Annotated in this window: 22 protein-coding genes; 13 read left to right on the top strand and 9 right to left on the bottom strand. The window is 51.8% G+C overall.

Translation table 11 applies throughout. The features are described 5' to 3' along the window. The first annotated feature begins 169 nt into the window (after nt 1-169). Nucleotides 170-1,138: a CHAP domain-containing protein gene (locus K3T82_RS37200; protein WP_220198562.1), complete on the top strand. Its 969-nt coding sequence runs from the start codon at nt 170-172 to the stop codon at nt 1,136-1,138. A gap of 62 nt (nt 1,139-1,200) precedes the next feature. Here K3T82_RS37200 and K3T82_RS37195 read toward each other — a convergent pair whose 3' ends face one another. Beyond that, nucleotides 1,201-1,989, bottom strand: coding sequence for a PhnD/SsuA/transferrin family substrate-binding protein (locus tag K3T82_RS37195; protein WP_220198561.1), 789 nt, complete (start codon nt 1,987-1,989; stop codon nt 1,201-1,203). 18 nt (nt 1,990-2,007) lie between these two features. After that, nucleotides 2,008-2,622 carry a hypothetical protein gene (locus K3T82_RS37190; protein WP_220198560.1) on the bottom strand — a complete coding sequence of 205 codons (615 nt, stop codon included), beginning with the start codon at nt 2,620-2,622 and terminating at the stop codon, nt 2,008-2,010. A 560-nt stretch (nt 2,623-3,182) separates the two neighbouring features. On the opposite strand from K3T82_RS37190, the gene K3T82_RS37185 reads away from it, so the two are divergent. Together K3T82_RS37185 and dnaE are read left to right on the top strand one after the other, a co-directional pair. Then, the gene (locus tag K3T82_RS37185) at nt 3,183-4,613 is read left to right on the top strand and encodes a GAF domain-containing sensor histidine kinase (protein ID WP_220198559.1); all 1,431 of its coding nucleotides are present in this window, start codon (nt 3,183-3,185) and stop codon (nt 4,611-4,613) included. A gap of 170 nt (nt 4,614-4,783) precedes the next feature. Next, nucleotides 4,784-8,305 carry a DNA polymerase III subunit alpha gene (gene dnaE / locus K3T82_RS37180; RefSeq protein WP_220198558.1) on the top strand — a complete coding sequence of 1,174 codons (3,522 nt, stop codon included), beginning with the start codon at nt 4,784-4,786 and terminating at the stop codon, nt 8,303-8,305. Nucleotides 8,306-8,485: 180 nt separating this feature from the next. Here the strand turns inward: dnaE and argF are convergent, their stop codons facing one another. Then, the gene (gene argF / locus K3T82_RS37175) at nt 8,486-9,487 is read right to left on the bottom strand and encodes an ornithine carbamoyltransferase (RefSeq protein ID WP_220198557.1); all 1,002 of its coding nucleotides are present in this window, start codon (nt 9,485-9,487) and stop codon (nt 8,486-8,488) included. Nucleotides 9,488-10,122: 635 nt separating this feature from the next. Here argF and K3T82_RS37170 point away from each other — a divergent pair. Beyond that, nucleotides 10,123-11,640, top strand: coding sequence for a PAS domain-containing sensor histidine kinase (locus K3T82_RS37170; RefSeq protein ID WP_220198556.1), 1,518 nt, complete (start codon nt 10,123-10,125; stop codon nt 11,638-11,640). Nucleotides 11,641-11,726: 86 nt separating this feature from the next. On the opposite strand, the gene K3T82_RS37165 is transcribed toward K3T82_RS37170, so the two are convergent. Further along, nucleotides 11,727-12,143, bottom strand: coding sequence for a hypothetical protein (locus K3T82_RS37165; RefSeq protein ID WP_220198555.1), 417 nt, complete (start codon nt 12,141-12,143; stop codon nt 11,727-11,729). A 528-nt stretch (nt 12,144-12,671) separates the two neighbouring features. Here K3T82_RS37165 and K3T82_RS37160 point away from each other — a divergent pair. The 6 genes from K3T82_RS37160 to K3T82_RS37135 all read left to right on the top strand — a co-directional run bounded on the left by K3T82_RS37160 (nt 12,672) and on the right by K3T82_RS37135 (nt 16,919). After that, nucleotides 12,672-13,145: a MarR family winged helix-turn-helix transcriptional regulator gene (locus K3T82_RS37160; protein WP_220198554.1), complete on the top strand. Its 474-nt coding sequence runs from the start codon at nt 12,672-12,674 to the stop codon at nt 13,143-13,145. Next, the gene (locus K3T82_RS37155; protein ID WP_220198553.1) at nt 13,099-13,899 is read left to right on the top strand and encodes an ABC transporter ATP-binding protein; all 801 of its coding nucleotides are present in this window, start codon (nt 13,099-13,101) and stop codon (nt 13,897-13,899) included. The genes K3T82_RS37160 and K3T82_RS37155 overlap by 47 nt, the downstream gene beginning before the upstream one ends. Nucleotides 13,900-13,987: 88 nt before the next feature. After that, nucleotides 13,988-14,728, top strand: a complete 741-nt coding sequence (locus K3T82_RS37150) for an ABC transporter permease (protein WP_420799387.1) — start codon at nt 13,988-13,990, stop codon at nt 14,726-14,728. Nucleotides 14,729-14,984: 256 nt separating this feature from the next. Beyond that, nucleotides 14,985-15,617, top strand: coding sequence for a DUF1349 domain-containing protein (locus K3T82_RS37145; RefSeq protein WP_220198552.1), 633 nt, complete (start codon nt 14,985-14,987; stop codon nt 15,615-15,617). Nucleotides 15,618-16,008: 391 nt separating this feature from the next. Continuing rightward, nucleotides 16,009-16,425, top strand: a complete 417-nt coding sequence (locus K3T82_RS37140) for a VOC family protein (RefSeq protein WP_220198551.1) — start codon at nt 16,009-16,011, stop codon at nt 16,423-16,425. Further along, nucleotides 16,422-16,919: a VOC family protein gene (locus K3T82_RS37135; RefSeq protein WP_220198550.1), complete on the top strand. Its 498-nt coding sequence runs from the start codon at nt 16,422-16,424 to the stop codon at nt 16,917-16,919. Before K3T82_RS37140 ends, K3T82_RS37135 begins: the two co-directional genes overlap by 4 nt. Nucleotides 16,920-17,066: 147 nt before the next feature. Here the strand turns inward: K3T82_RS37135 and K3T82_RS37130 are convergent, their stop codons facing one another. After that, nucleotides 17,067-17,909 carry an RNA methyltransferase gene (locus tag K3T82_RS37130; RefSeq protein ID WP_220198549.1) on the bottom strand — a complete coding sequence of 281 codons (843 nt, stop codon included), beginning with the start codon at nt 17,907-17,909 and terminating at the stop codon, nt 17,067-17,069. 333 nt (nt 17,910-18,242) lie between these two features. Here K3T82_RS37130 and K3T82_RS37125 point away from each other — a divergent pair, with 333 nt between their 5' ends. Continuing rightward, entirely contained in the window at nt 18,243-18,869 is a 627-nt protein-coding gene (locus K3T82_RS37125; protein ID WP_220198548.1) for a P-loop nucleotide/nucleoside kinase family protein, read from the top strand. A 110-nt stretch (nt 18,870-18,979) separates the two neighbouring features. Here the strand turns inward: K3T82_RS37125 and K3T82_RS37120 are convergent, their stop codons facing one another. The 3 genes from K3T82_RS37120 to K3T82_RS37110 form a co-directional block, all read right to left on the bottom strand. Next, a complete protein-coding gene (locus K3T82_RS37120; protein WP_236031804.1) occupies nt 18,980-20,371 on the bottom strand; it encodes an ammonium transporter in 1,392 nt (463 codons plus the stop codon). A gap of 1,107 nt (nt 20,372-21,478) precedes the next feature. Next, nucleotides 21,479-22,426 carry an aldo/keto reductase family protein gene (locus K3T82_RS37115; RefSeq protein ID WP_220198547.1) on the bottom strand — a complete coding sequence of 316 codons (948 nt, stop codon included), beginning with the start codon at nt 22,424-22,426 and terminating at the stop codon, nt 21,479-21,481. 83 nt (nt 22,427-22,509) lie between these two features. Continuing rightward, nucleotides 22,510-23,025: a MarR family winged helix-turn-helix transcriptional regulator gene (locus tag K3T82_RS37110; RefSeq protein WP_220198546.1), complete on the bottom strand. Its 516-nt coding sequence runs from the start codon at nt 23,023-23,025 to the stop codon at nt 22,510-22,512. Between the two features lie 264 nt (nt 23,026-23,289). Between K3T82_RS37110 and K3T82_RS37105 the strand changes: the two genes are divergently transcribed. Together K3T82_RS37105 and K3T82_RS37100 are read left to right on the top strand one after the other, a co-directional pair. Further along, complete coding sequence (locus tag K3T82_RS37105; protein WP_220198545.1) at nt 23,290-23,742, top strand: SgcJ/EcaC family oxidoreductase; 453 nt, start codon at nt 23,290-23,292, stop codon at nt 23,740-23,742. Nucleotides 23,743-23,877: 135 nt separating this feature from the next. Next, nucleotides 23,878-24,597, top strand: a complete 720-nt coding sequence (locus K3T82_RS37100) for a hypothetical protein (RefSeq protein WP_220198544.1) — start codon at nt 23,878-23,880, stop codon at nt 24,595-24,597. Nucleotides 24,598-24,867: 270 nt separating this feature from the next. Here K3T82_RS37100 and K3T82_RS37095 read toward each other — a convergent pair whose 3' ends face one another. Then, entirely contained in the window at nt 24,868-26,058 is a 1,191-nt protein-coding gene (locus K3T82_RS37095; protein ID WP_220198543.1) for a cytochrome P450, read from the bottom strand. Nucleotides 26,059-26,136: the final 78 nt, after the last annotated feature.

The raw sequence follows: 26,136 nt of genomic DNA, 5'->3' as shown, positions 1-26,136 counted from the left end.
ATAGGTAGGCACTTGGGTAGAGTAGAGGCAATGCATTCACATTTATAACTATTTTTACTACTGAATTCACACACCTATAAATAGACCAGCACCGCGAAATTGCAAGGTCTTATGCGAGCCTCCAAGCACACTCAGGCTCTCGCATAAGAAATAATTGAAGGAAGCAAGAATGTCATTGATGGATCGAGAACACGGTAGCAGCGTGGGGCCTTATAGTGGTGCCAGCGTATTTGCGGACAATCAGGCCCCACAGGGTGAGCAGGCCTACGGGGCTCCTGCAACCCCCTACACCCCCATACCCGAAGCCCCTTCGACAGGACCTATTTCATCATCCAACGGCAATTATGCCTTAATGCGTCCAGTCTCGACAGGCCAGCTTTCAACCAATGTTAGCACAGACGGACTGGCCCTGGCGAAGAGCAAGACGACCGCGCTCCGTCCGCCAGTTACCATCGCGGGAGAAAACGGCAAGCGTACCACCAGTATCCGCCCTCCTCAGGGAAGACGTGTCGTCATCCAGATCGGCGTAGCCACGCTCATGCTCTTCATCATGGTGGGTAGCCTGCTCATGGTAAACACACTCGGCGGCCCACTTGATGCACAGGCAGGAATGGGTAATCTTACAGCCAACGGGCAAAATCAGAATGTCTATGACTCCAAGGCCGCCAGCGATGCCTCCATCGTAGAGCAGGCTGCAACCCAGACAGCGGTCACGATGTATGGCAATGACGATTTGACTTACAACAATACTACAAACAACTCGGGCGGCGCTCTCGCAGGCGGCACCTCTAATCATGGCGCGTATGGACAATGTACCTACTGGGCCTCATACCGCTTCCACCAGCTCTTCGGTGTATGGGTTCCCTGGTATGGTAATGCCTGGGAATGGGACAGCGGCGCACGGCAATACGGCTATCACGTCTCCGCATCTCCTAGCGTCGGCGCGATCATCGTCTTGCAGCCAGGCGTACAGGGCGCGGGCGGTGTAGGCCACGTCGCTATCGTTGAATCCATCAACTCCGATGGAAGCGTTCATACTAGCAACTACAACTGGTATAACAATGGCGGCGGTTTCGCGACCCTCTCTTACTGGGATTTCTATCCAGGTGCCGGCGTCTCTTTCATCACCTTACCATAGGCACAGAGAAACATAAGGAGAGAGGGGCTGACTCAGATGGGTCAGCCCCTCTCTCTTTGTACTCACACTCGCGCCAGGGAGAACGTACGCCGGATATCGTCGTATGAGCCATCATCAACCGCTACAAAGCGTTCGATGCAGCCCGCGCGCAAGGCTTGAGCCGCTAAGGGATCGAGATGCATCGTAAGCAGCGTATCGCGCACCCGCTGGCGAAGCTCTGGAGCCAGGCGCGTAGAGATGATTAGAGGAGGAATGCTAGCCGGGCCAAAGGCATCAATGACGCGCAAGTTTGCCACATATTCTGGCTGTCGCAGACGCAGTACATCAAGCACATGCGAATCCACCATCGTCACATCCGCTCGCCCCTCGCTTACGGCACTCAAGGATTGGAGGTGCGAGCCGGTAGCGAGCGCGCAGCGGAAGAAATCAGGCGAGATACCACGCTCGAAGAGGTTATAACGCACAAAGCTATAGCCCGAATAAGAGGATGTCTCGTTATACGCCCACACCGTTCCATAAAGATCCTCTAGCGAGGTATAAGGACTCTCATCGCGCACAACAACATCAGAGAAGTAGACCGCTTTACGTTTATAGCGCTCATTCGTGAGTACGGGCGCGACCAGTAATTCTATTTCGCTAGACGGTTCGGCCTTCAGGCGTACATAGAGCAAGCCACAGAGAAAGGCCAGATCATAATTCGTGACCTCGTCAAGCGTCTCACCTACCGCTAGTGTTGTTGTCAGGCCCAGATGCTTTTCGAGATAGCGCGCGATGGACGCGTAGGTGTCATATAACAATGGAGATAGATATGTGGCGGCCCGTAACACCGCTCCAGATGTACTCTCAGCCATATTATTCTTTCCTCCCACTCACAACTCGGTCTCAGTATAGGTCAGTTCCGCACTAGATGGTGTACTCGCGAACATATAATAGCGTGTTGAATGCAAGCGTAAGCGCGTCAGGCCGCCAGATAGCGTTCCCTGATGCAAACGAATCCAATCGTAATAGGATGGAGCCAGTTCGTACGCGGCATATCTGTGCGTCACCATACCTCTTAGATGTGACTTTAGCGCCGCCCCCTGAAAGAGCACCAAGTTATACCAGAGGCCAGGCCGTAGCTCAAGCGACGAATAGCTTATCAACCCAGGGACGCTTCCTATGTGTACGAGCATCTCCTGATCCACTCGCGCCACCTCATTGATCAATTCCGGCTCAAGAACAGTGCTCCGCTGGCTCACAAACCCGACAAAGGAGAAGGCACCGCCTATCCGTAGCGCTTCAGGTTGATAGATGGCAACGCGATGCGTTCGCCGTTTCTTTTCCAGCGACATATGCAACCACGGTCGCTCCTCAGCCAGAACCTGTGGCTGCTTAAGCATCCGCTCTAATGCCTGGGCCATGTGGCTCAGAACCAGTAAATCGCGCCTCTCCTTGCGCACAAGCTCGCACCGCACATCTGCAAGGGATTCGCTCACAATACTCATCAACTTATCCATTTCTACAAAAAGGCACGCATGTCTTCCCGTCATGCTGTCAGCATGACAGCAATTTAATGCTTGCAGGTGTGATAATAAGTAGAGTTTATGGGATCATTGTCAGATCAAAGAAGAGATTGGACCTCTGTCCCCTAAGTAAACCTGAACGAGACAGCGGCATTGGATTTCTCATAAGCACTTAGCGAGGACAACAACAGAGGCGGCGCATGGAGGAACAACACATGAGGGGAAGCGGGGCATAAAATAGGTGGGTACGAGCGGTAGATTGACTCTCATTTCTTATTGGCATACCAATTTGTCCTCACTAAGAGAAGCAACGAGGCTTCCTAACCACACACGGCGATCATAGTTTCATTGTAAATGGAGGATCCGCGCCTTGTCAAGGCTTTATTGACTTAATTTATCAACATAATCATAAATGGCCTTTCGTTTGACAATATCCAAAAATGTTCAGCTTGATTGCAAGCCAATAATAGGAAGAGGAGTCGTTTGAAAGGTGTACACTCATCGGCTCTTGTTATCAAAGCTGAACGATACTGAGGGGCACGATGAGAAAAGGGAAGCATCAAGGCACACATACCCTGCTAAAAGCTGGATCACATAGTGAATCAGTTGTCTCCACCCACATTAAGACAGAGGCACAAAAAGTAGATCCAACCCCCTTACAAACCTTTGTATCCACACTCTCTGACTTACCAACATATCAGTCTTTTAAATTTCCTGAGCAGCCATGGTTCCTACTCTCCGAGATAACCGATATTGCGCAGCGACTTGTAGAGCTTGCCAAGAATGAGATGGACTGTGATCAGGTTGTTATTTATGCCCACTCCTATCCCGATAATTACGTCTATATCCTATCTGCTACAGGTCTCACGGATGAGCAACTCCATCATCGCTGCAAGGCAGCAGGCCTCTATACCATGTCAGAGTATCTCGACCCGGACATCATAGCGACTCTGCAAGCTAAGAAAGTGGTTGTTATACCTCGCTCTCAAATCCATATCCCTCTTGAATATGAAGAGGATTTCAACGAGCAGGCTATGCTCATCGCCCCTCTTTTCGCCCAGGATAAACTTGTTGGCCTGCTAATCGTGGGCCGAACCGAAAAAAATCAGGCCTATGATCAACATGATATCAATCTCGTTAAAGCTATCGCCACTCTAATAGTCCTCGTTATTGAGCACATCCTGGTCATGCGCTCATGGACTATATCACATGCAAACGAGCTGGCACTCAAGGAAAGCAACCAGCGCATGAACACCTTCATCAACCAGATAAGCCATGAGCTGAACACGCCCCTTACCAGCATGATTGGCAATCTTCAGCTAGCCCAGCTTCGTCTACAACGCTGTAGGAGAGAATATCCTGACCAGCCCGATATCCAAAGGCGCATGGATAGCCTTCAGCTATTGCTCCATAGCGCCTGGGAGAGCGCCCATAAACAGAAACACCTGATCGGGCACATGATCGATGATGCTTTACTTCAGAGCAATAATTTTACTCTGCGTAAGGGCAGGTATAATCTGGCGAATATCGCTCGCGAAACAGTTGCGACGATACAACCACACTTCCCAGATCATCATATCCGCCTCACCTTCGTCGATAAGGCAGCATGCTACCCTGTGTTTATCGATAGCGAACGTATCGAGGAAGTTCTTCACATCTACATTGATAATGCCCTGGCCTATTCAAGCGACCAATATCCCATCGATGTGACAATTCGTAAGGATGACAAAAACGTCTATGCCCAGGTTCACGATCATGGGCCGGGCATCTCACCCGAAGACCAGGTCCATATCTGGGAACGCTTCTACCGCACCAAGGGCGTAGGAGTACAACATGAGCTTGATCTTAGTCTCGGTCTCAGTCTCTACCTCTCCCGCAGTATTATAGAGCTTCACCAGGGGCAGGTAGGCATTACAAGCATACCAGGAGGTGGATCAACCTTCTGGTTCTCCATCCCACTCCTCCAAAATTAGAGCAGACCGATCTACCCCATATCTGCTATACTTAAGACCAAAAGGTCCCTCTTCTTTCCAGAGTCCGGCATGACTTCGCGTCTCTGAGAGTATTATTGTTGATAGAAACCATAATCTAGCAACTCATCAATGTATATTGGTCAAGCATCTTAGGTGAAAGATATTATTTAATGCAAAACTTTACTGACTTCGCACACCTGCATGTACATACTGAATATTCTCTCCTCGATGGCTTCAGCCGCATCAAAACTCTGATCAAACAGGCCAAAGAACTTGGCATGAAGCACCTGGCAATCACTGACCACGGTGCGATGTATGGCGCGCTTGAGTTCTACAAAGCCTGCAAGGCCGCCGATGTGCGCCCTGTCCTCGGAGTTGAAGCCTATCTGACCGAGGATATGAACGTCAAAATGAAGAAGCGCGGACAGCGCGACTATACGCACCTGCTCTTGATGGCGAAGAACAACACAGGTTACCGTAACCTGATGAAAATGATGACCCTCGCCAATACGGATGGCATGTACGCGAACCATGCCAGGATCGATAAGAATGTCCTGTCACAATACTCCGAGGGCATTATCGCTACTTCCTCCTGCCTCGGTGGCGAGATCCCACAACTGCTATTGGAAGGCAAAGAGGAAGAGGCAAAGAACGCCATCCGCTGGTATCAGGGCCTGCTGGGGCGCGAGAACTATTATTTGGAGATTCAGGAACACCACGGCAAGGAGAAGGATGGCACCCCTTCCCCCCAGAACAAGCTTAACCATATCCTCTATGGTCTGTCCAAAGAGCTAGAGGTTCCGATGATCGTGACGAATGACCTGCATTACGTTCACGATAACGACGCCCACGCGCATGAGGTCCTGCTCTGCGTCCAGACCGGAAGCGCGTTGAGCGACCCCAATCGCTTCCAGTTTGATAGCGATGAATATTTCCTTCGTAGCCCTCAGCAGATGCTCGACCTGTTCCCCGAACTGCGAGAAGGGTTACTCAATACCGTACGCCTCGCGGAGCAGTGCGAGGTCGATCCCCTTTCCTATAAGGCTCGCCTCCCATCAGTCGATATCCCCCCACAGTTCAGCACGCCCGACGAATATCTTTACGCTCAGTGCCTCGATGGTGTCCGCTATCGCTTCGGAGAGCTCACCGAGCCGATCAAGCGCCAGCTTGACTACGAGATGAGCATTATTATTCAGAAGGGCTTCGTGCCTTATTTCCTGGTCGTGGCTGACTACGTGAAATGGGCGCGCGAACATGGCATTCGCTGTCTTGCTAGAGGTTCGGCTGCCGGTAGCGTGGTCGCCTATACGCTTGGTATTACCAATGTTGATCCCTTGCGTTACCAATTACTCTTCGAACGCTTCCTCAATCCTGAGCGCGATGACATGCCCGATATCGACATGGACTTCCCTGATGATCGACGTGAAGAAGTCATCCGCTACCTTGGTGAGAAGTATGGGCATGAGTGTGTGGCGCAGATGGTCACCTTCAATACGATGGCTGCCAAGCAGTCGGTCAAGGACGTCGCACGCTCCATGGGCAGGCAAGACCTGGGCGATCGTATCTCGCGCCTGATTCCAACTGGTCCCAAGATCACACTTCAGGGCTCACTCAACGACGTTCGCGAACTGAACGATCTCTATGGACACGATGGCGAGGCCAAAGAACTGCTGGATATGGCACTTAAGCTCGAAGGCTCGGTGCGCTCGACTGGCGTGCATGCCGCCGGTGTTCTGGTCGCCAATGAGGCCCTGGTCAATTTTGTGCCCCTGCAAAAACGTGAAGGTCGTATCTCAACCCAGTACGAACACGCCCACCTGGAAGAGATCGGCCTCATCAAATATGATATTCTGGGTCTCGCCAACCTTACCATCCTCGATAATGCCGTCAAGTTCATCAAGGAATCGCGAGGCGAGGACATTAACCTGGAGAAACTCCCTCTTGATCCAACTGGCGACCCCGAACTTGACCTCAAGCGTAAGAAGGCCTTTGATCTGCTGGCGGCTGGCGAAACAACGGGCGTCTTCCAGTTGGAAAGTGCGAAGATGCGCGAGTATATCAAACAGCTCAGGCCCACCTGCATTGAGGACATTACCGCTATGGTCGCGCTCTACCGTCCAGGCCCGATGGATAGTATTCCTGAATTCGTCGACGCCAAGCATGGGCGCAAGAAGGTGACCTATCTTGATCCCCGTCTCTCGCAGTGGCTAGAGGAATCTTACGGCGTTATCGTATATCAGGACCAGGTGCTCCTGATCGCCGTTAACCTGGCTGGCTTCTCCTGGGGCAAAGTCAACAAGTTCCGTAAAGCCCTGAGTAAGAAGATTATGCATGAGGTCGAGGGATACAAGGGCGATTTCCTGAAGGGATGCGTTAAGAACGGCGTGAAGCAGGAGGTTGCGGAGACGCTCTTTGAGCAGATCCTCCCCTTCGGTGGTTATGGCTTCAACAAGGCCCATGCCGCCAGTTATGCCGTCGTCTCCTTCTATACCGCCTATCTCAAGGCCAATTATACCGCCGAGTATATGGCTGCGACGATGACGGCTGAAGCTGCGGACGCCAAGAAGATCGCGAACGCGATTGCCGAGTGTAAACGTATGCGCGTCGATGTACTCGGACCCGATGTCAATAAGAGTGGCAAGGGCTTCGTCATCGAGGACGATAACGTGCGCTTTGGCTTGCTCGCCATTAAGGGTATCGGTGACGGCCCGATTGACGCCATCATTCAAGCTCGCCAGGAGGGTGGTCCCTTCAAATCCCTTGCCGACTTCTGCACACGCGTCAATCCCCAGGCAGTCGGCAAGGGCGTCATCGAGACGCTGATCAAAGTTGGCGCGATGGATTCGCTTGTGGAATCAGAGAACCAACGTCATGTCCTGCTTGCCTCTGCTGAGCGCGCCATTAACTACGGGAAGAGCGAGCGCTCAGCCAAAGAACGCGGCATGATGAGCCTCTTTGGAGACCTTGAGGAGACCGATAGTTCGCTGGAATTTAGCCTGACTACGAAAGTGCCAGAAATCCCGCGCAAACAACTGCTTGAATGGGAGAAAGAACTGATCGGCGTCTATATTGCCAAGCACCCTCTCGCCTATCTGAGCGACATCTTTGTATCGCGTGGAGCCACGCATACCATCGATCAGGTCACAGAGGAATTGGATACCAAAAAGGTGACTGTAGGTGGCATGATTAAAGAGGTGCGCCGTATTACCACCAAGAAGGGCGACGATATGTGCGTCGTGCAGCTTGAGGACATGTATGGCACGCTAGGTATTACCATCTTCCCTCGCACCTACGAGCAGACCCGCGACCAATGGCAAGAGAACGCGATTGTGCTCATCAAGGGGACCGTCCAGGTACGCCGCGATGAGCCGGGCATTCTTTGCGATAGCATCGAACCGCTCAAGAAGGCGGAAGAAGAGATGAATCGCAAGCGCTATCAGGTCTGGTTCACGCTCAACATCAGTGGTGATGATGAGATCTCCGTCTCCAACGACATCATGAAGGTACAGGATCTTCATCGTTGCCTGAGCAACCAGCCGGGACGCGATTACTATGAGATCTGTGTCAGCAATGGCGAGTGGCAGGTCAGCCTGACCCCTCACAACAACACCATGAACTACAACGAGCAGGTTCGCAGCCAGGTCGCCGCCATGCTCGGTAGCGAGTCCATCCAGGTCACTGTGCTGGATTAAGCCGCTGCTAAAGCGACGCGGCTACATATTACTCGCACATTCGCGGAAAAGGTCCAGTATTTTGTGGCGCGCCACAAAATACTGGACCTTTTCAACATCCTGCACCGTTTCAACCCAAGCATATCAAGCACCATTGCTCTTTGGGTATATATGAAAAGAGCATTAGCGACGCGGCGGTCGCTATTTAGCGAGTGTGGCGACCAGGACGGCCTTGGTGGTGTGCAAGCGGTTCTCAGCTTGATCAAATACGATCGATGCCTCGGACTCGAAGACTTCTTCCACAACTTCGGCACCCTTCAGGCCAAACTCATCATATAACTTCTGACCCAGGGTCGTCTCTGTGTTGCTGATCGCGGGTAGGCAATGCATGAACTTCGCGTTAGGGTTCCCCGTCATTTCCATGATTTGTGGCGTCACCTGATAGGGGCGCAGCAGAGGTATACGCTCGGCCCATTCCCTGGAATCCTCGCCCATTGATAGCCATACGTCCGTATGCACGAAGTCGCAGCCCTGGACTGCCGTCTCCAGGTCTTCGGTTACCGTAATCCGCGCGCCCGTCTCCTCTGCCAACGCACGCGCAAAGTCAAGGCTCTGCTCATCGGGCCAGAAAGCACGCGGCGCTCCCAGGCGAATATCCATGCCCATCTTCGCGGCCCCTAGCAAGAGCGAGCGTCCCATGTTGAAGCACACATTTCCCAGGAAGCAGAAAGATATATCGCGGAGTGGCTTTTGAACGTGCTCCCTCATTGTCAATAGATCAGCTAGCGTCTGAAAGGGATGCTCCTCATCGGTCATGCCATTCCAGACCGGCACACCAGAGTAGCGCGCCAGACTCTCAGCATTACGCTGGCATGAGCCACGATATTCAATACCGCTATACATACGCCCCAGGACACGCGCGGTATCCTTAAATGTCTCCTTGTAGCCAATATGCGAGCCACCAGAACCAATATAGGTCACATGTGCACCCTGCTCATACGCGGCAACTTCAAATGCGCAGCGTGTGCGTGTTGAATCCTTCTCAAAGATAAGCGCCAGGCTCTTTCCCCTCAGACGCTGTACCTCTCGCCCCTCCGCTCGCGCTGCCTTCAGTTCAGCCGAGAGGTCGAGGAGCGCGTTCACCTCGTCGGCGCTGAAATCCTTTAGCGTGAGTACGCTTTTGTTGTATAAATCGAAGTGCATAAGTCTTTTCCTCCAGGTGTGGCCGGAGCATGCCAGGCCGAGGTTACGCAAGCGGACATGTGTCCATAGCGGTTCGTGGTCACCAGTGCCTATGCCAACTTCATTGTATGGAGGGTACACGAGGTCTTACGCGAAAACCAACGCCGTTGTCGCGCTCAGGTTTTCTTGATAAGTAAAATAGCCATGTTATGCGGAACGTTTGCGATCTTTGGAGAGAAATGAGGTCTTCTCTTTTTTCTGCATAGCCCCTTGCTTGCCCGTTGCACCACGAAGCCGCTCCCTACGTGGAGGACGACTTATAACTAGAGCACTGTAGTCTCAATTATAAACCATGAATCGCCGAAAGCGCTACTGTAATATTGCGACAATCAAAGCACTCCCATTTCTCCACTTCAGTATTCTCGCCACGCTGGACATACCTATTATCACTGAGTGTTTACGACCTGAAATCTCATCGCGAGGACCAGCATTGCCTGTCTGCAATTCCTCAAGTACGTAATATTGCATGTATAATCGATCAGCTTGTGAAGAAACCGAAGATTGTGATATATTTTATGATAAATAGTCTAATATTGAGGATAGAGAATAGCCGGTAAGGACGCTTGCATACCTCTGCTTTGGAGGGGAACGAGCCTATGATCCAGCGCCTCATAACGCAGAAGCAATTGGTGCTGAAACAGAAGCATGAAAACCGCTTTCAAGACATTTTGCGACAGTGCAGAACATATATCGTTGTTTTAGATACTGCTGGTATAGTTATTGACGTTATTAAAACAAACTGTCGTTATCATCTTCCAGTAGAATTACAGCTTGGTCGTCCACTCTGGCAGGTAGGTTGGTGGGATAGGCTTCCCGAAGTACAACGAGAGCTGAAAGAAGAAGTCGCGCAGGCGGCACAGGGAAAGTACGTCGAGAACTCCGGCTACTTTTACACTCCCATTGGGGAAGAACGCTATGGTACATACTCCTTATCCCCTCTGCAATATGAGCACAACAAGGTCTCTCTGATTGTATTTGAAGCCTTTGATATTACCGAACTGAAACACAAGGAACGGGAAGCGCAAAACATTTTCGATATGTCGCTCGATATCGTCTGCATGACGACCATCGATGGCTACTATCTGCGCATAAACAAGGCCTTTGAAGACATTCTTGGCTATACTCCCGAGGACGCGGTAGGTGTGCTCGCGACGGATTGGGTCCATCCCGAGGATAGAGATCGGTCTCTCAGGCGTTTCGCAAGGCTCGCGCAAGGAGAGCCACAAGATCTGGAAGAGAATCGCTATCTCGCCAAAGATGGCTCCTATAAATGGTTGTCGTGGAGCGCTCGCCCAAACCTGAATGAGAATGAGATTTATATTATCGCCCGCGATATCACCGAGCAAAAAATGCGGGATCAGATGCGTGATACTTTTATGGGCATGGCGAGCCATGAGTTACGCACGCCCATCACAGGCATCAGTACGAGTCTGCAAATGATGCGCAAGCGCCTGAATCAGCTTTCACCAGAGAATAAAGAGGAGTTTGCCGAACAGATGGAGCGAATTCAGAAGAATCTGGCGCGCGCGGAGCAACAGGTCGTCGCTGAATGCCGTATCATCAATGACATCATGGACGCCAACCGTATTACTCAGGGTCGCCTGGAGATATTTACAGCTCCTATCGATCTGCTGTACATCATCTTCCAGGTCATCACTGATATCCAGGGTCAGCATCCAGAGCGTAAGCTTAATTACGAGCCCCCCGCGAGTGCGTTCCTTCCAGTCCAGGTCGATGCCATGCGCATTAGCCAGGTGATTACCAATCTGCTTACCAACGCGATCAAGTATTCACCTGAAGAGAAACCCATTGCGATCAGCGTAGCTTGTGATCAATCCCTGGTCAAGGTATCTATACGCGACTACGGTCCAGGGCTAACAGGTGACGAGCAAAAAAGGATTTGGGAGCGTTTCTATCAGATTCCAGGCAGGCACATTCAGGGCGATTCCTGTGGCTCTATGGGTCTGGGTCTGGGGCTCTATATCTGCCAGACCATCATCACCCTCCACGGGGGTGAAATCGGCGTAGAGAGCACTCCCAGCGAGGGCTCAACCTTCTGGTTTACCATACCATTGACTCCGCGATCCGCTCCGACAGGCAGACATCATAGCTAACAAGAGGGAATAAAAGCGTAGAGGCGACGCCATGTGGCGTCGCCTCTCGCGACAGGGCCCCAGGAGTTAGGGGCACACCTTTGTGACTATCGGCCGAACGAACCGGCCTTCGCCTCACCGCCGGCCCAGGGCAGGCGGAGCATGAAGGACCAGCCGATGACGCTGCCGATGACGCCGATGATGAAGTACCCGAGGTACTTGGTGTTAGTCCAGTCGATGGGCGTGTGAGTGAACAAGCTCTGAAGTCCATCGATGGGCATGCCGAACATCAGGCTGGCGAAGTTGACGGACCTGCTGTCGAACCAGCCGATCCCGCTGAAGAACCCGAAGCCGAGCCAGCCGATCCCGATGATGCACCCACTGACGATCAGACCGGCAAGCATGATGGAACGCATCGTGACGCGCGTACCATTAGGCCGCGATTTCAGATCACACACGAAGGCCGAGCCGATCATCAGGCCGAACACGACCAAACCAACAACGGTCATGGCTGCTATTGCCATGAGACACATCCTTCCGAGACGTTGGGTTGTGCATAACTGACAGGGACCGAGTCAAAAAGCCAGGGTGCATGAAGCAAACTCCTGGTAGTCTCCTTTGCACCATTTCAGCAGACGATACAATCGCGATTAGCTATACGTCAGATCATACCGTCGCGAACGCTAGTAGCAGATAGGAGGCTCAACTCGATACGTTTCAGTATACAGAAACAATGATACAAAGGCAATAGCTCCATGAACAAAAAATCTTACCGCATCCTTCACATAATGTAACGTTGAAATCAACAGACAGCACTCAATACAGCTCTTTGCTTACTTTCCTGACTCTTTGATCCAGTATAGCTTCCTTCAAACTTCGCTGTTCGCCCCAGAATAATCACTCCCACCAGGAAACTTCATTTTCCTCCCTGGACGAGAAGCGTTACAATGTTTCTAACTTACGCTCCCTTGCAATTACATACTTCAATTGGTTATAATTATTTTGAATATCGAAACATTTGATATTCAAAGGTAGAGGAATTAAAAGAACGTATGCCAGCCGAACACCTTGTAGAAGAGCTATTGACCCTGACACGCCTGCTCAGGCCGTTGCGGACCGCCGAGATGACGCCGCAACAATACTGGCTCATGCGCCAGTTGCATAAACATGGGGCGCAGAATATCGGTGATCTCGCGCACACTCTTGGTATTAGCGCGAGTTCCGCGACATCAGCGTGCAAACGCCTGGAGAAGGCAGGGTTACTCACACGACAGCGCCGTGCGGACGATGAGCGCGTCGTTCAGGTTACGCTGACGCCAGAAGGCAACGCTCTGATCGACGCGGGACTCACACGCAGACGCGAGAAGCTCATGGCGCTGTTAGATGCGCTCGACGTCGATGAGCAAGCACAACTTGAGCATCTCATCGGGCGTCTGCTAGATGCCGCCGAGACACAAGGGTTACAGGAGAGGGAGGTACATGACAGCAATTATTCAGGTTCGACAACTGGTGAAACGCTTCGGTGACCATGAGGCGGTCAAAGGGATCAGCTTCGAGGTTGAGGAGGGCGAGGTCTATGGGCTGCTCGGTCCAAATGGTGCAGGTAAGAGCACGACCATCAAGATGCTGACGACGCTCCTTTCGCCCACAGCCGGGAGTGCGACCGTCAACGGCTTCGATATTAAGCATCAGACCAACGCTGTACGGAGCAGCATCGGGTACGTCCCCCAGGCCCTCTCGGCGGATGGCAACCTGACCGGATTTGAGAATCTCCTGATCTTCGCCAAGCTCTATGATCTACCCCAAAGGAGCCGTAAAGAGCGCATCGAAGAGGTTCTCTCTTTTGTTGGGTTGACGGACGCGGGCAGGCAACTTGTGCGCAACTACTCCGGAGGCATGATCCGCCGCCTGGAAGTCGCGCAGTCTCTTCTGCATCAGCCACGAGTGCTCTTCCTCGATGAACCAACCGTTGGTCTGGATCCGGTGGCTCGCCAGGCCATCTGGGAGCATTTAATGCAACTCCGCGCCGAGACAGACATGACCATCTTCCTGACAACTCATTCTATGGAAGAGGCCGATAGTCTCTGCACACATATTGGCATTATGCACCGGGGCGTGCTCGCCGCTAGTGGCACACCCGCCGAGCTAAAGGCTACGGTCGATGGCGAGAATCCCGACCTTAATGATGTGTTCGTTCACTATGCGGGCGATGCCCTGGAATCAGGAGGGACTTACCGTGAAGCTTCAAGAGCAAGACGCACAGCCAGAAGGCTTGGTTAATCGACTAGCGCTCCATACGGGAGCCTCTGTACGGTCTTACCGCTCTCCATTAGCGGTTGTCGCCGAGTTCTTTCGTAAGACTGGCACTATCGCTGAGTGGGAGATACGTAAGATTCGCCATGACGCAAGTGATCTGGTGATGCGCGCCGTTCAGCCTACCCTCTGGCTGCTTATCTTCGGCGAGGTTTTCACGCGCGTTCGCGCCATCCCAACAGGGAACGTGAGCTATCTGGCCTTTATGTCACCCGGCATCCTCTCGCAGAGTGTGCTCTTCATCTCCATCTTCGCTGGAATCGCGATCATCTGGGAACGTGACCTGGGCGTGATTCATAAGTTTCTCGCCAGTCCAACACCGCGCGGGGCGCTGGTGCTTGGCAAAGCACTCTCTACTGGCATTCGCTCCATCCCGCAGGCTATCGTCATCTATCTACTGGCATTCATTCTGGGTGTCCACTTGAACCCAAATCCGCTGGCAATCCTGGGCGTGCTCTTTATGGCGCTCATGGGTGCTGCCTGCTTCTCCACACTCTCTCTCATTATTGCCTGCCTGCTCAAGACGCGTGACCGCGTGATGGGTATTGGACAGGTCATCACGATGCCCATGTTCTTTGCCAGTAACGCCATCTATCCCATCGACATCATGCCGCCCTGGCTACAGGTCATCGCGCGCGTTAATCCACTGACCTATGTGGTCGATGGCATTCGTATGCTTATGATCGGCGAAGGGATAAACGCGACCTCCCTCATCACCGATTTCGGCGTCATCTTTGTCGTCACCACCGTGCTGATTATCATTGGCGCGCAACTCTATCCCCGCATCGTCCAGTAACCCCCCTAAGAGCGGCACGATTAGAATGTGCCGCTCTCCCCACCCATCACCATAAGCCTTCTCCCCTGGGTCCAGTCTTCCTTACTATCCACGCTCCCCAATGGGAACAGCGACATAACCGCTTAACCTCAGATGAGCCGCCAGCAAAAAGTCAGAGATAACCACATCCCCAAATATATGAGTTTCCTCGCCCGATACAGTAGAAACAACAACCCAAGGCTACACACCGTTGCAGTCTTTAGAAGGAGACTTGACTATGACCATGACCTCTCCTCTTCACCAGACGCTCGTCTGGACCATTCAGGAGATCGGTAAAACTGTCGCCAAAGTGGACTCCGTGGCTCCCAATTCCCTGCGGATTCGCTCAAACGGCACACAACTTATCGCCAGCACCGATGACCTGTGTTTCCTTGAGCGCAAGCTAGAAGGCAATGGCACACTCACCGTACAGATAGCTAGCCTCGATAACACTGATATCTATGCCAAAGCAGGCATCCAGATTCGCGAGACACTTGAGGGCAATGCTCCTCATGCCATGATCGAGTGGACACCCAGCGGCTACGCCTACTTCCAGTATCGCGAGCGGTATGGTGAGTATGTGAATTATAGCCAGTACGACTATGCGAAGCTCCCGCTCTGGCTGCGCCTTACTCGCGAGGGCGACCAGATTACCGGCTTCATCTCCGAAGATGGCACGAACTTCAAGCAGATCGGAACCGTCATTCTCAAGATGAACCAGCAGGTCTACATAGGGCTGGCTGTTACCTCCAACTCTAAGCAAGCCACCACCACCCTCATTCAGAACATCACCCTACAAGGTGAATCACACAATGGCGGTCCCCAACACCATAGTGTCTCCATGAACCAGATCCGGAATATCCACAACTAGCCCTCCCCATGTCTATCCCTTCGCTCACCGACCTGCTCTCTCTAAACAAGAAGCAGGTCGCCTCATTATACACGCACTGCCCTTTCGCCTTCGCATTATCTTCCCCTCATCGTTTCTCTACCACATGGGGCTCGCCACCAAATCAATACACGCAACACTCTAAAATGATAGATGTGGGAATAGAATTTATAACCAAAATCGTTTATACTTACATATACCTAGTTAGTATACTATCCATAGTCACTAAGTCTTATGCAAAATCCAATGGCGGCTAACGTTCAAAGGGCCTCATATGTAGGCGCTTCGCTTCAGCCTGCGCAAGGCACACAGTTCTATAGGTTTTCGAATAGGTCGTAAGAATAATCGCTTCAGAGAAGGTAACAAAACAATCATGAATCACACAGCAGGCAACTTTCCGCTCTCGCCAGACGCGCACACCGGCATGGTCACGCTCGCGGTCTCCTCGCTAGACCATTCAATTGCTTATTATGAGCAGCAACTTGGCTTCCATGTGCTTGAACAGAACGCGAATAGTGCCCTACTTGGCATACCGGGTACAGCACTTCTAGCTCTGGTCCAACCTGAGCAAGTACAACCACTGCCACGTTTTAGCACAGGACTCTATCACTTCGCGATCTTGCTTCCTTCGCGCGCGGATTTAGCCTATGTCATTCATCACCTGGCGCAAGTTCGCACACCTATAGATGGCATGGCGGACCATCTCGTAAGCGAAGCGCTTTACCTTTCTGATCCCGATGGCAATGGTATCGAAATTTATCGCGACCGGCCCGCGCCGAGTGGCCCATGAAGAATAATCAGATCGCGATGGCGAACGCGCACCTGGACGTCAACGCTCTGGTGGAGGAGGGCATTCAACAGAATCGAACCTGGAAGGGGTTGCCTGTGGGAACCACACTGGGCCATATGCACCTGCGTGTAGGTGACATCCCACAGGCCCAGGCATTCTATCATGACGTACTTGGCTTCGACATCATGCAAAACTGGAATGGGGCCGCGCTCTTTGTCTCAGCCGGTGGTTACCACCATCATCTAGGACTCAACACCTGGGAGAGCCGCAACGCGCCACCACCACCCGCCAATGCCGTTGGTCTGCGCTTCTATACCATTCAGCTTCCGGACTCGACTGAGGTTGAACACGTTCACGCGCGCCTGCAAGCAGCGGGACATCCTGTGCAGAAACTCGACGAGCATACGCTTTCTCTGCGCGATCCCTGGCAGAATGGCATCCTCATTACCAGTAAAAACCTCAATACGCTAGACGCCGTTCAAGCACCTCTCTAAGAAGATGCCGCTGCTGAAGCGACGCGGCTACATATGATAAGGGCATGTATGAAGTGAATGCAGGCACAACAGATGTTGCATCTGCCGTTTTTCTCCACGCCCTAAATGCCCCTATATGTAGCCGCGTCGCTTCAGCAGCGGTCGCTTTTATATATTCTGTCTCAATCGCCTTTGTCGGCCTACCTCATAGAGCGCGATGGAGGTCGCGCAGGCCACATTGAGCGATGAGGCGGAACCCGCAAGGGGAATCTGCACGACGACATCGCACAGGTCCTTATATGCCGCGCTCATCCCCCATGTTTCATTGCCTGCTATAAGCACCGTTGGCAGAGCGAAATCATGCTGTGAGATCTCCTGTTCCGCCTTCTCATCGGTTCCTACGACCTGCAATGCACCTAACTTCTCTCTTACTGTCGTCAGCCAGGGCAGGAGTTCTCGCTGTGAGGGAAGCCTGACGGTTGGCAGGGCAAAGAAAGAGCCAGTGCTCGCGCTAATCGTCTCAGGATCGTAGAGGTCGACGGCATGACCAGTGAGAATCAAACCCTGGGCCTGTAGCGCGTCGCATGAACGGATGATGGTTCCCAGGTTACCTGGGCTGGCAGGCCGATCAAAGACCACAACAAGTAGTTCTGGAGTCAGCGGAATACGACTCAAATCGTCTTCAGGTGTCGTCACAAGCGCGAGCAGCTCAGAACTCTCAGTCTTGTTGCTCAATTTCTGAAGCAGATGGAGCGGAAGCTCAAAATGCGTCTTCGCCTTCGAGCGGGCAAGTATGCCCTCCGCCCAGTCTGAGAGTCGCTTCTCTCGCGAATACACAAAGGCATTGATCTCCCAATTATAAGCTAGCGCTTGATTAATTGGGCGTACCCCCTCAATGAAAAACTCTTTGTGCCGCAGTCTCTTCTCACGCTTGCGACGTAAGGTTTCAATATATTGAAACTGGTTATTCTCCGAATAAATCTTTACAAGGTTTGGTTTCTTTATTTTCAAATTCAGTACCTTCGCGCCATCTTCGTTTATGATATAGTATCAAAGGCAATGACTCTGGATCTCTTGCCATTTGTAGTAGCTCATACGGGTCTAGAGCCCTTGGCGCGCATACGCAGACGCCATCAGTATATTTAAGGGGATGCGCATCTACATATGCGCGCCTCCGCATATCGGGGCTTGCCCACTTGCGTGAGCCTACGTTATAGGATCACCACGAATATGTCATATTGTGGTGATCCATTGCCCCAATCTTACCCGGTTTTGTCTTACAGAACAAGTTACAACTTTCAGACAAAACCAGCACTGCTTTTCACTGTGATTAAGGAGGATCTTGTGTTTAACGTCTGCCCAAAATGTGGCGAATACTCAGTAGAGAAGACGATTGATCCCGCAGGCCCATTTGCTATTTGCCCCTTCTGCCATCATCCGCATCCATTCTTGCAGCAACCTCTGTTTATTATTACGGGTTCCAGTGGCGCTGGCAAGACAACCCTCACCCTGGAACTAGTTTCGCGCTTGCGTGAGTGCGTCGTCATGGAGTCTGATATCCTCTGGGGTGAGAACCAGGGGCAAGGAAACGACGATAATAATGTATGGCTACGCATTGCGAAAAATATTGGGCAGGCAGGTCGCCCGGTTGTTCTCTGTGGGACAGCTCTTCCCGAACAACTGGAGAACAGCCCCGAACGCCGCTATTTCTCGAAGCTCCATTATCTGGCCCTGGTCTGTGATGACGAACTATTAGAAGAGCGCCTGAAACGCCGTCCAGAGTGGCGTGAATCAGGCTCAGAGGAATTTATTCAGTGGATGGTTCAGTTTAATCGCTGGCTCAAAAACCACGCCAACACGACCACCCCACCTATGACGCTCTATGATACTAGTCATCCATCAATTGGGGAGACAACCCAGAATGTTATGCAGTGGATTCGCGAGCGGTTAAGCCCTACGCCAAACTCTTAAATCCACCAGAGACAAGGGGCACACACAAAAAGATGGGGAGCGTGTGACGCGCTCCCCATCTCGAAAGACACTACTAGCAATCCAGAGTGATACGTTGTCTGAATGAATCGCTAGAGTCGGTATCCATCCTCACCATGGACGGCCATATCCAGGCCCTCCTCCTCTTCTTCAGCCGATACTCTCAAGCCCAGCGGCGTGAGTATCTTGAGCAGAATAAAGGTGACAACGAAGGCATATACTACGGTCACCGCGACCGCGATTACCTGAGTCCACAACTGACCAGGGTTGCCGAAAAGCAGGCCGTTATTGCCAGCGCTATTAATAGCCTTCTCAGCGAAGACGCCAGTCAGGAGCGCGCCGGTTACACCACCCATACCGTGAGCGGCCCAGACATCCAGCGTATCATCAATGCGCGTCTTCTTACTGCGCAGCATAAGCATCAAGTAGGTGACCAGGCCCGCGACCACACCAATGGCGATACTCGCGATTGGTCCGACAAAACCACTGGCAGGCGTGATCGCGACCAGTCCGCATACAGCACCTGTAGCGGTTGCCATCGCGCTAGGCTTCCGATTCTCCGCCCAGCTCAGAACCATCCAGGTCAACGCGCAGGCAGCAGCAGCCGTATTCGTTACGACAAAGGCATTTACAGCCAGAGGAGAGGCCGCGAGAGCACTTCCAGCATTAAAGCCGAACCAGCCGAACCAGAGGAGTGCCGCGCCCAGTAGTACGAAGGGCACATTGTTCGAGGCCAGATGTCCACCTTGTTCATAACCCTTGCGCTTTCCGACCACAATAGCCGCCGCCAGACCCGCGAAACCAGCGCTGATATGCACAACGGTACCGCCAGCGAAGTCGAGCGCGCCCAGGTTGCGTAGCCAGCCGCCGACGCCCCAGACCCAGTGTGCGATGGGATCATAGACCAGTGTAGACCACAAGATCACGAAGAGGACCAGTGTGCGGAAGCGAATGCGCTCTACGAAAGAGCCAATAATGAGGGCTGGAGTAATGATTGCGAACATGGCCTGGAAGACCATAAAGGCCATTTGAGGAATGGTGCCAGCATAACTCGCATTGGGGGCATATCCTACGCCATTCAGGCCAAAGAAGCTGAGGTCGCCAATCAGCCCACCCATGTCTTTACCAAACACCAGGCTATAGCCGAACAGCACCCACTGGACGCTTACAATTCCTAAAATAAGTATCGACTGCTTGATGACGCTGACAACATTCTTGCGCGTCACCATACCACCATAGAAGAAGCCGACCGCAGGTGTCATCAACATGACCAGAGCGGCGGAAACAATAACCCAGGCTGTATCTCCGCTATTAATGGCCTTGGCGTCAAAGTTGCCTGCGGAGGAGCCCGCGAAGAAGGTGGCGGCATAGCCCACCACCAGGCCAATTACAAATAGTAACAGAACGTGCAGGATAAAGAAGCGTGTACGTGGATTGGCAAGCGCGCTGGCTGATGAGGGTCGTGTTGTCTCAATAGTTGCCATCTTTCCTCCCAATTTAAAACGTCTGTACAAGGACATACTGTCAGTCGATCTTCAGTATGTCTGGAGCTTTTTGCCCGTTTGGAACGTCTTCGTTCAATCATTGGGGAAACCATCACGACCTGCTGAGCATCCAACAGTAGGATTGGTTGCGATGCGGCACAGCACCGTCTTGCCATTGGAGATAATTCATTCTCAGGCCTAAAACTATGTTCTCATACTCTGAGCCCCTAAGCGCGATAGCCGCAAATAGGCGGCGTTGGGGTTCGCGTAAGAACCCAGCCTCTCGAAACCCTGAGCGCGTCAGTGCTAGCCGCGACTAGCGGCGTTGGGGGTCGTATAAGAACCATAAGAGAAATGTACCATATAGATTGACTCATCGTACATTGACAAAATAACACAATTTAACTTCCCCACTTTTGTATAGTATGCACAAATTGTAGGTGATGGGAAAGCCACAATTTTCAACTTACAGGGCGTTGAGATTACGCCCATCCCTCTATCTCGCTCGAATGCCAACCACTTTTATAACATTCGCACACATGGACGCTTCTATCTCCTCATGAAACGTATCCAACAAAAATAAGTCCGCGATATGTGTATGGACATAGAGCTTTTAGCCATTGCTTGTTGTGTGCAGAGTGCACATAAAAAGAGATGGACCACATGAGCTAATTAGTCATGGGCCATCTCTCGGGGGAGGGAGGAGGTGAAACTCGTCGACAACTCTGGCGACTGAACGCATTCCCTTATCTCTATACAGACGTTACATGAGATTGATCTCCTTGTAAGCAAGGAGAGGCCCCCTTGCACAAGAGCAAACAATCTACCACCTTCATAGTATAAAGACTCTTCCCTTTAGAGAGTAGTGGCGAATAATCAGAATTTATAGATAAACTTTCGTATAAATTGCACAAGAATTTAGCGCGATAGCGGGCTAAAATGCGAGATAAAGCTACATTTTCATACATGGCATATAGACACTATACACAGCCGCCTATGGCGGCTCAAAGCTTTCAAGTCTCCTGCTCTCACTCAATCCCAAAAGGGGCAGGCGGGTTTTGTTCATGACAAAATCCGCCTGCCCCTATATATCGCGCAGCGCTTTAGCTATCCCAAAATAGCATCAATGCGCTGGAGCACATCTTCGGTCAGTTTATCGCTAACTTCGATAGCCTTCACATTATCATTGACTTGCTCTGGACGTGTCGCGCCGATGATGACGCTGCTTACGCCAGTGTGGCGCAGAACCCAGGCAAGCGCCAGTTGCGCGCGAGTGACACCCAGGTCGTCAGCAATCTCCTTCAGTTTGCGTACACGAGTGGTATTCTCTTCAGTGAAGAAGCGATCACGCGCCCAGGTCTCGCGATTGAAGCGTGTCCCCTCGCCTACACCGTTGTCGTACTTACCCGTCAGCATGCCCTGAGCCAGAGGTGAGAAGATGACAAGGCCAATACCACGTGGCTCTGTGATGGGGAGAATTTCCTGCTCAACCCGCTCGCGGTAAAGCATAGAATACTGTGGTTGCTCAACGGTAGGTGGATAGAGGTTATAGCGCTCACAAATCTGGTAGACTTCGGCGATCTGCGATCCGGTCCACTCAGAGGTACCCCAATAGAGCACCTTGCCCTGATGCACAAGATCATCCATAGCGCGGGCAGTCTCTACCAGCGGCGTTTCGGGATCTGGACGATGGCAGAAATATATATCCAGGTAATCAGTCCCGATCCGCTGGAGGCTCTTCTCAACGCTCTCCATAATATGTTTACGCGAGAGGCCGCGATCATTGACCTCATCGCTCATCGGCCAGAAGACCTTAGACGCGATGACAAGCGAATGACGAGGATAGTCGCGCAGGACCGCGCCCATCTCCTTCTCCGCCTCACCACGACCGTACACATCTGCGATATCAAAATAGTTAATTCCCTGCTCATAAGCGGTCTTGATGACCTGTTGGGCGGCATCGGGAGCAGTCTTGCCCTCACCATAGTTGATCCAACCACCCAGAGCAACGCTACTCACTTTGACGCCAGCGTTTCCAAGATGACGATACTGCATGTTCGTACACTGTCTCCTTCCGAAACTTTAAGCTCACTGTTACGCCTACCTACAACACAAAGCGACCCGCTTTTATTCCAGAATTATCGATTGCCCTCCGCCTCTGGCGCGTCTTGCTTCCTTTTTTGTAACCTGGCGACAATCTCTCGCGACCGCTCGCTAGACCGCGTCAGATAATCCGCAATGGCGGCCAATTGATCATCGCTATACGCATCCACAATGTCTCCAAATTCGTCTGCTAGCGAGCCGAACAGGTTATTCAGTTCCGCCAGTCGTTCCGGTCTCTGCTCCACAATCACCCTCCGCCGGTCATGACTATCTCGCACCCGCCGCACAAAACCTTTGCTTTCAAGTCGATCAATGAGGCTCGTCACCGAAGGGGTGGTTAATCCTGTCTCGCGCGCGATCTCGCCCGCTGTCATAGGCCCTCTAGCTCCGAGCAGGTAGAGAGTCTTGCTCTCAGTCGCGCCTAATCCAACCTGCTCAGCCATAAAGGTATGAAAAAATACCGCTGTAGTGCTATTCTCGCGGCTCGCTCGCATAACCGCCTCAATAAGGCTCTCTCGCTTTGAGTGAGATACTGATTGATGTCTTGACAAACCATCCCTCCATAATATATATTTAGACATATCAAATATCTAGTCAGATCTAGATATTTGATTCAACTAACAAATTGTATCACAATCATGATCACATGAAATAATTTACGACCTATAATAGCGGTGTTCAGAAATCTTGGGCTATTCCATATGTAGGCGTTGCGCCTTAGCCAACCTGGCTCAATCACTCTGCATGCTGTACTAATGCTCCCAAGCCATCACAGGCGGCTTATTGGGATCAAAAGCAAAGAAAGGAATCGGGCAATGGCTCAATTTCAAAGCGACTCAAACGAAGCCAAAGACATCGAAGACATTCAATCTCTCCTGAAGCAACTCATTGGCTACTGGAATAACGGCGATGGACAGGGATACGGAACTTGCTTTACCGAGGACGCCGATTATGTTGATGTCATGGGCACACACAGCAAGGGTGCAATCGCAATTGCCAAACTTCACCAGTTTCTCTTTACAGGTCCCCTGAAAGGTTCTCAGCTTGAGGGATATCGCGAACCGCGCTTAGAATTCCTCTCCCCCACCGTCGCGCTTCTCATCAGCGGCGGCGCTTCACGCCTGGACGGGCAGGAAGTGGCCTCTGATGATCGCCAGTCCATCAACACGACAGTCTTTGTGAAGAACAATGGACAGTGGCTTATTCGCGCCTTCCAGAACAACCGTGTAACCCCCTTTCCAGGCAAACCAGCCGGGCGCCCCATGTAACACACATCCCAACAGGCACGATCTTGAATTCAAGATCGTGCCTACCGCTTTTCGCGGGGCCATATATTCGAGAAAGAGCTCATCCTCGCGTCTATAGAATAGAGAGCCACACACTTGCAAGAGGAGAGAACTCGAATGCCCGAGATAACCATAATCATGATTATAATATTCGTCATTGTCTTTCTTGCCATACGCCGACCATCCCCGTCACAATCTGCCCGACGGCATGAAGAACTGTCCAGGCCGCACCCACCACAACGCGATGAATCCTCACGACCAGCCACAAGACCAGACAGACGCCGGCCCAAATCACCAATTTCTCAGGTGACACAACGCATGAGGCAGCAGAAAGCGCGCACACAACTGGTACGCCAGTTTAAGGCCCCCTCCCTGGCTCTCATTACCCTGGTACGAGAACGCGCCATTCAGCTTTATCAGGAAGAAAACTCGGTCTCATACAGCGAAGCCATGCACACCATTCTCGACCTGGAAGGCTACAACTCCTCTCACAGCATAGATCAATCTCTTACGACACAACCAGGGGCTGACCCTATCGTAACCATCCTCCTCCTCAAAGCTGGATATGAGGAAGATGCGCTCACCTATTTCTGCTCCAGTACCGGTTCGTCGCCGGAAGAGGCTCACGAAGCTATCGCGTACCTACAAGAAGATATCGCCGAGGGGCGCGACCTCTGGCTCTTCCATCAAGCACGCACACCCGAACCGGCAATTATTCGCTTCCTCCTACAAAGAGGTCACTCGCTAATTGCCATCCGCTACTACCGTGATTGCACTGATGTAAACCTCAGCATCGCACAAAACGCCATCAAAGAATACGAAATAGCAAGCTCCTGAACAGCTATTATACTAGGAGCAATGTAAACCAGAAAGATTGAGCCTATTCCCAACTCGCACTCTACACCAGCCTCGCCATTCTGGTGCTATTTAAGCTGCTGACATCTCGAATTCCCCACCTGTTTGCAAAGGATTGTTTGATGCACTATCCACAAGAGTTCCTCGACCTGCAACTCATTTATTAAAGCATTCTATAGCTTTTACGGTCTAAAAGATTAACAACAATATGAAGTTCGCATTGCTGACAATGCGAACTTCATATTGCCATTACTATACTTCGAGATAGATAGGGAGGCGTTTCAAGCCGAAGAGAAGCTGATGGCGGACCTGCTCCAGAGGTTCGCCTTCAACGATATGTGTTTTCTTGACGCGTTCAGCGAGTTTCGTCAGGGCAATCTTCGTTTCCAGACGTGCCAGTGGCGCGCCTATACAGAAATGGACACCATGCCCGAACGATTGATGCTTATTGGGATTACGCTCAATATCGAAGCGCTCCGCATCGGGGAAGACCTGTTCGTCAAAGTTGGCGGAGAGACGGTTAATCTGCACATACGCGCCCTTCTGAATCAGCTCACCACCTATCTCAACATCCCTCTTCGCAACCCGACCCAGCACCAGATCATTTAGTCCCGCGCGGAAGGGTGGCATATACCGAATAATCTCTTCAACGGCGCTGGGAACAATCTCAGGCCGCTCTTTAAGTTGCGTTAGTGTCTGGGGGTTGGCGTCAAAACAGAGCAAGGCATTGCCAAGAATACTGGTCGTGGTAATATTGCCCGCGATAAAGAGGGTAAAGCAGAAGCCCATCAATTCATCATGGCTCAGGCGCTCACCATCCACCTCAGAGTTGATGAGCAGGCTCAGGATGTCATTACGCGGCTGACGTCGCCGCTCCTCAATCGATTGCTCAAAGTATTCAGTGAACGCTTCACTGGCACGCGCGCCATTCTCATCATCGATAGTGAGAGCGTCGTTCCACTCCTTGAATTGTCGCCATTTCGCGCGCGGCATACCTAGCATATCAGAGATAACCATCACGGGAAGAGGGTTAGCGAAGCTATCCATCCATTCCACATGCCCCTCGGTAATGGCTTTATCGAGCAACTCGTCGACGATCCGCTCAATCTGAGGAGCCATCTCGGCAATTGTACGCGCCGAGAAGCTTGCTGTGATGAGCGAACGCATCTGCCTATGGCGTGGTGGGTCCAGTTCAATAATGCTCGGCTGGTCTCGGCGCACGACCTGGCGGCGCTCGCGATTGAGACTGTGCTCCGAGGAAAAGGTAGTGTAATCGCTCTGCACACGCACCACATCTTCATAGCGAGAAACAAGCCAGGTCTTACTCTCATCATCATAGGCGACCGGGTGAGACGCGCGCATCATGCGACACCACTCTCGTAGCCTGCGATGATACTCTCTTGGCTCGATAGTGTGATCATCGATAAACGCAGGAAGCTGCATAGTCATCTCCATTCTATGCCTATGAGGCAGTTGGGAACCTGCTCTCATTATAAGTACCGCATCTACGAATGCCACTCA

It is taken from the genome of Ktedonospora formicarum (assembly GCF_016587355.1).
GTDB lineage: Bacteria > Chloroflexota > Ktedonobacteria > Ktedonobacterales > Ktedonobacteraceae > Ktedonobacter > Ktedonobacter formicarum.
Note: the sequence above shows the minus strand (reverse complement) of the source record. Positions and strands in the feature narration are given on the sequence as shown.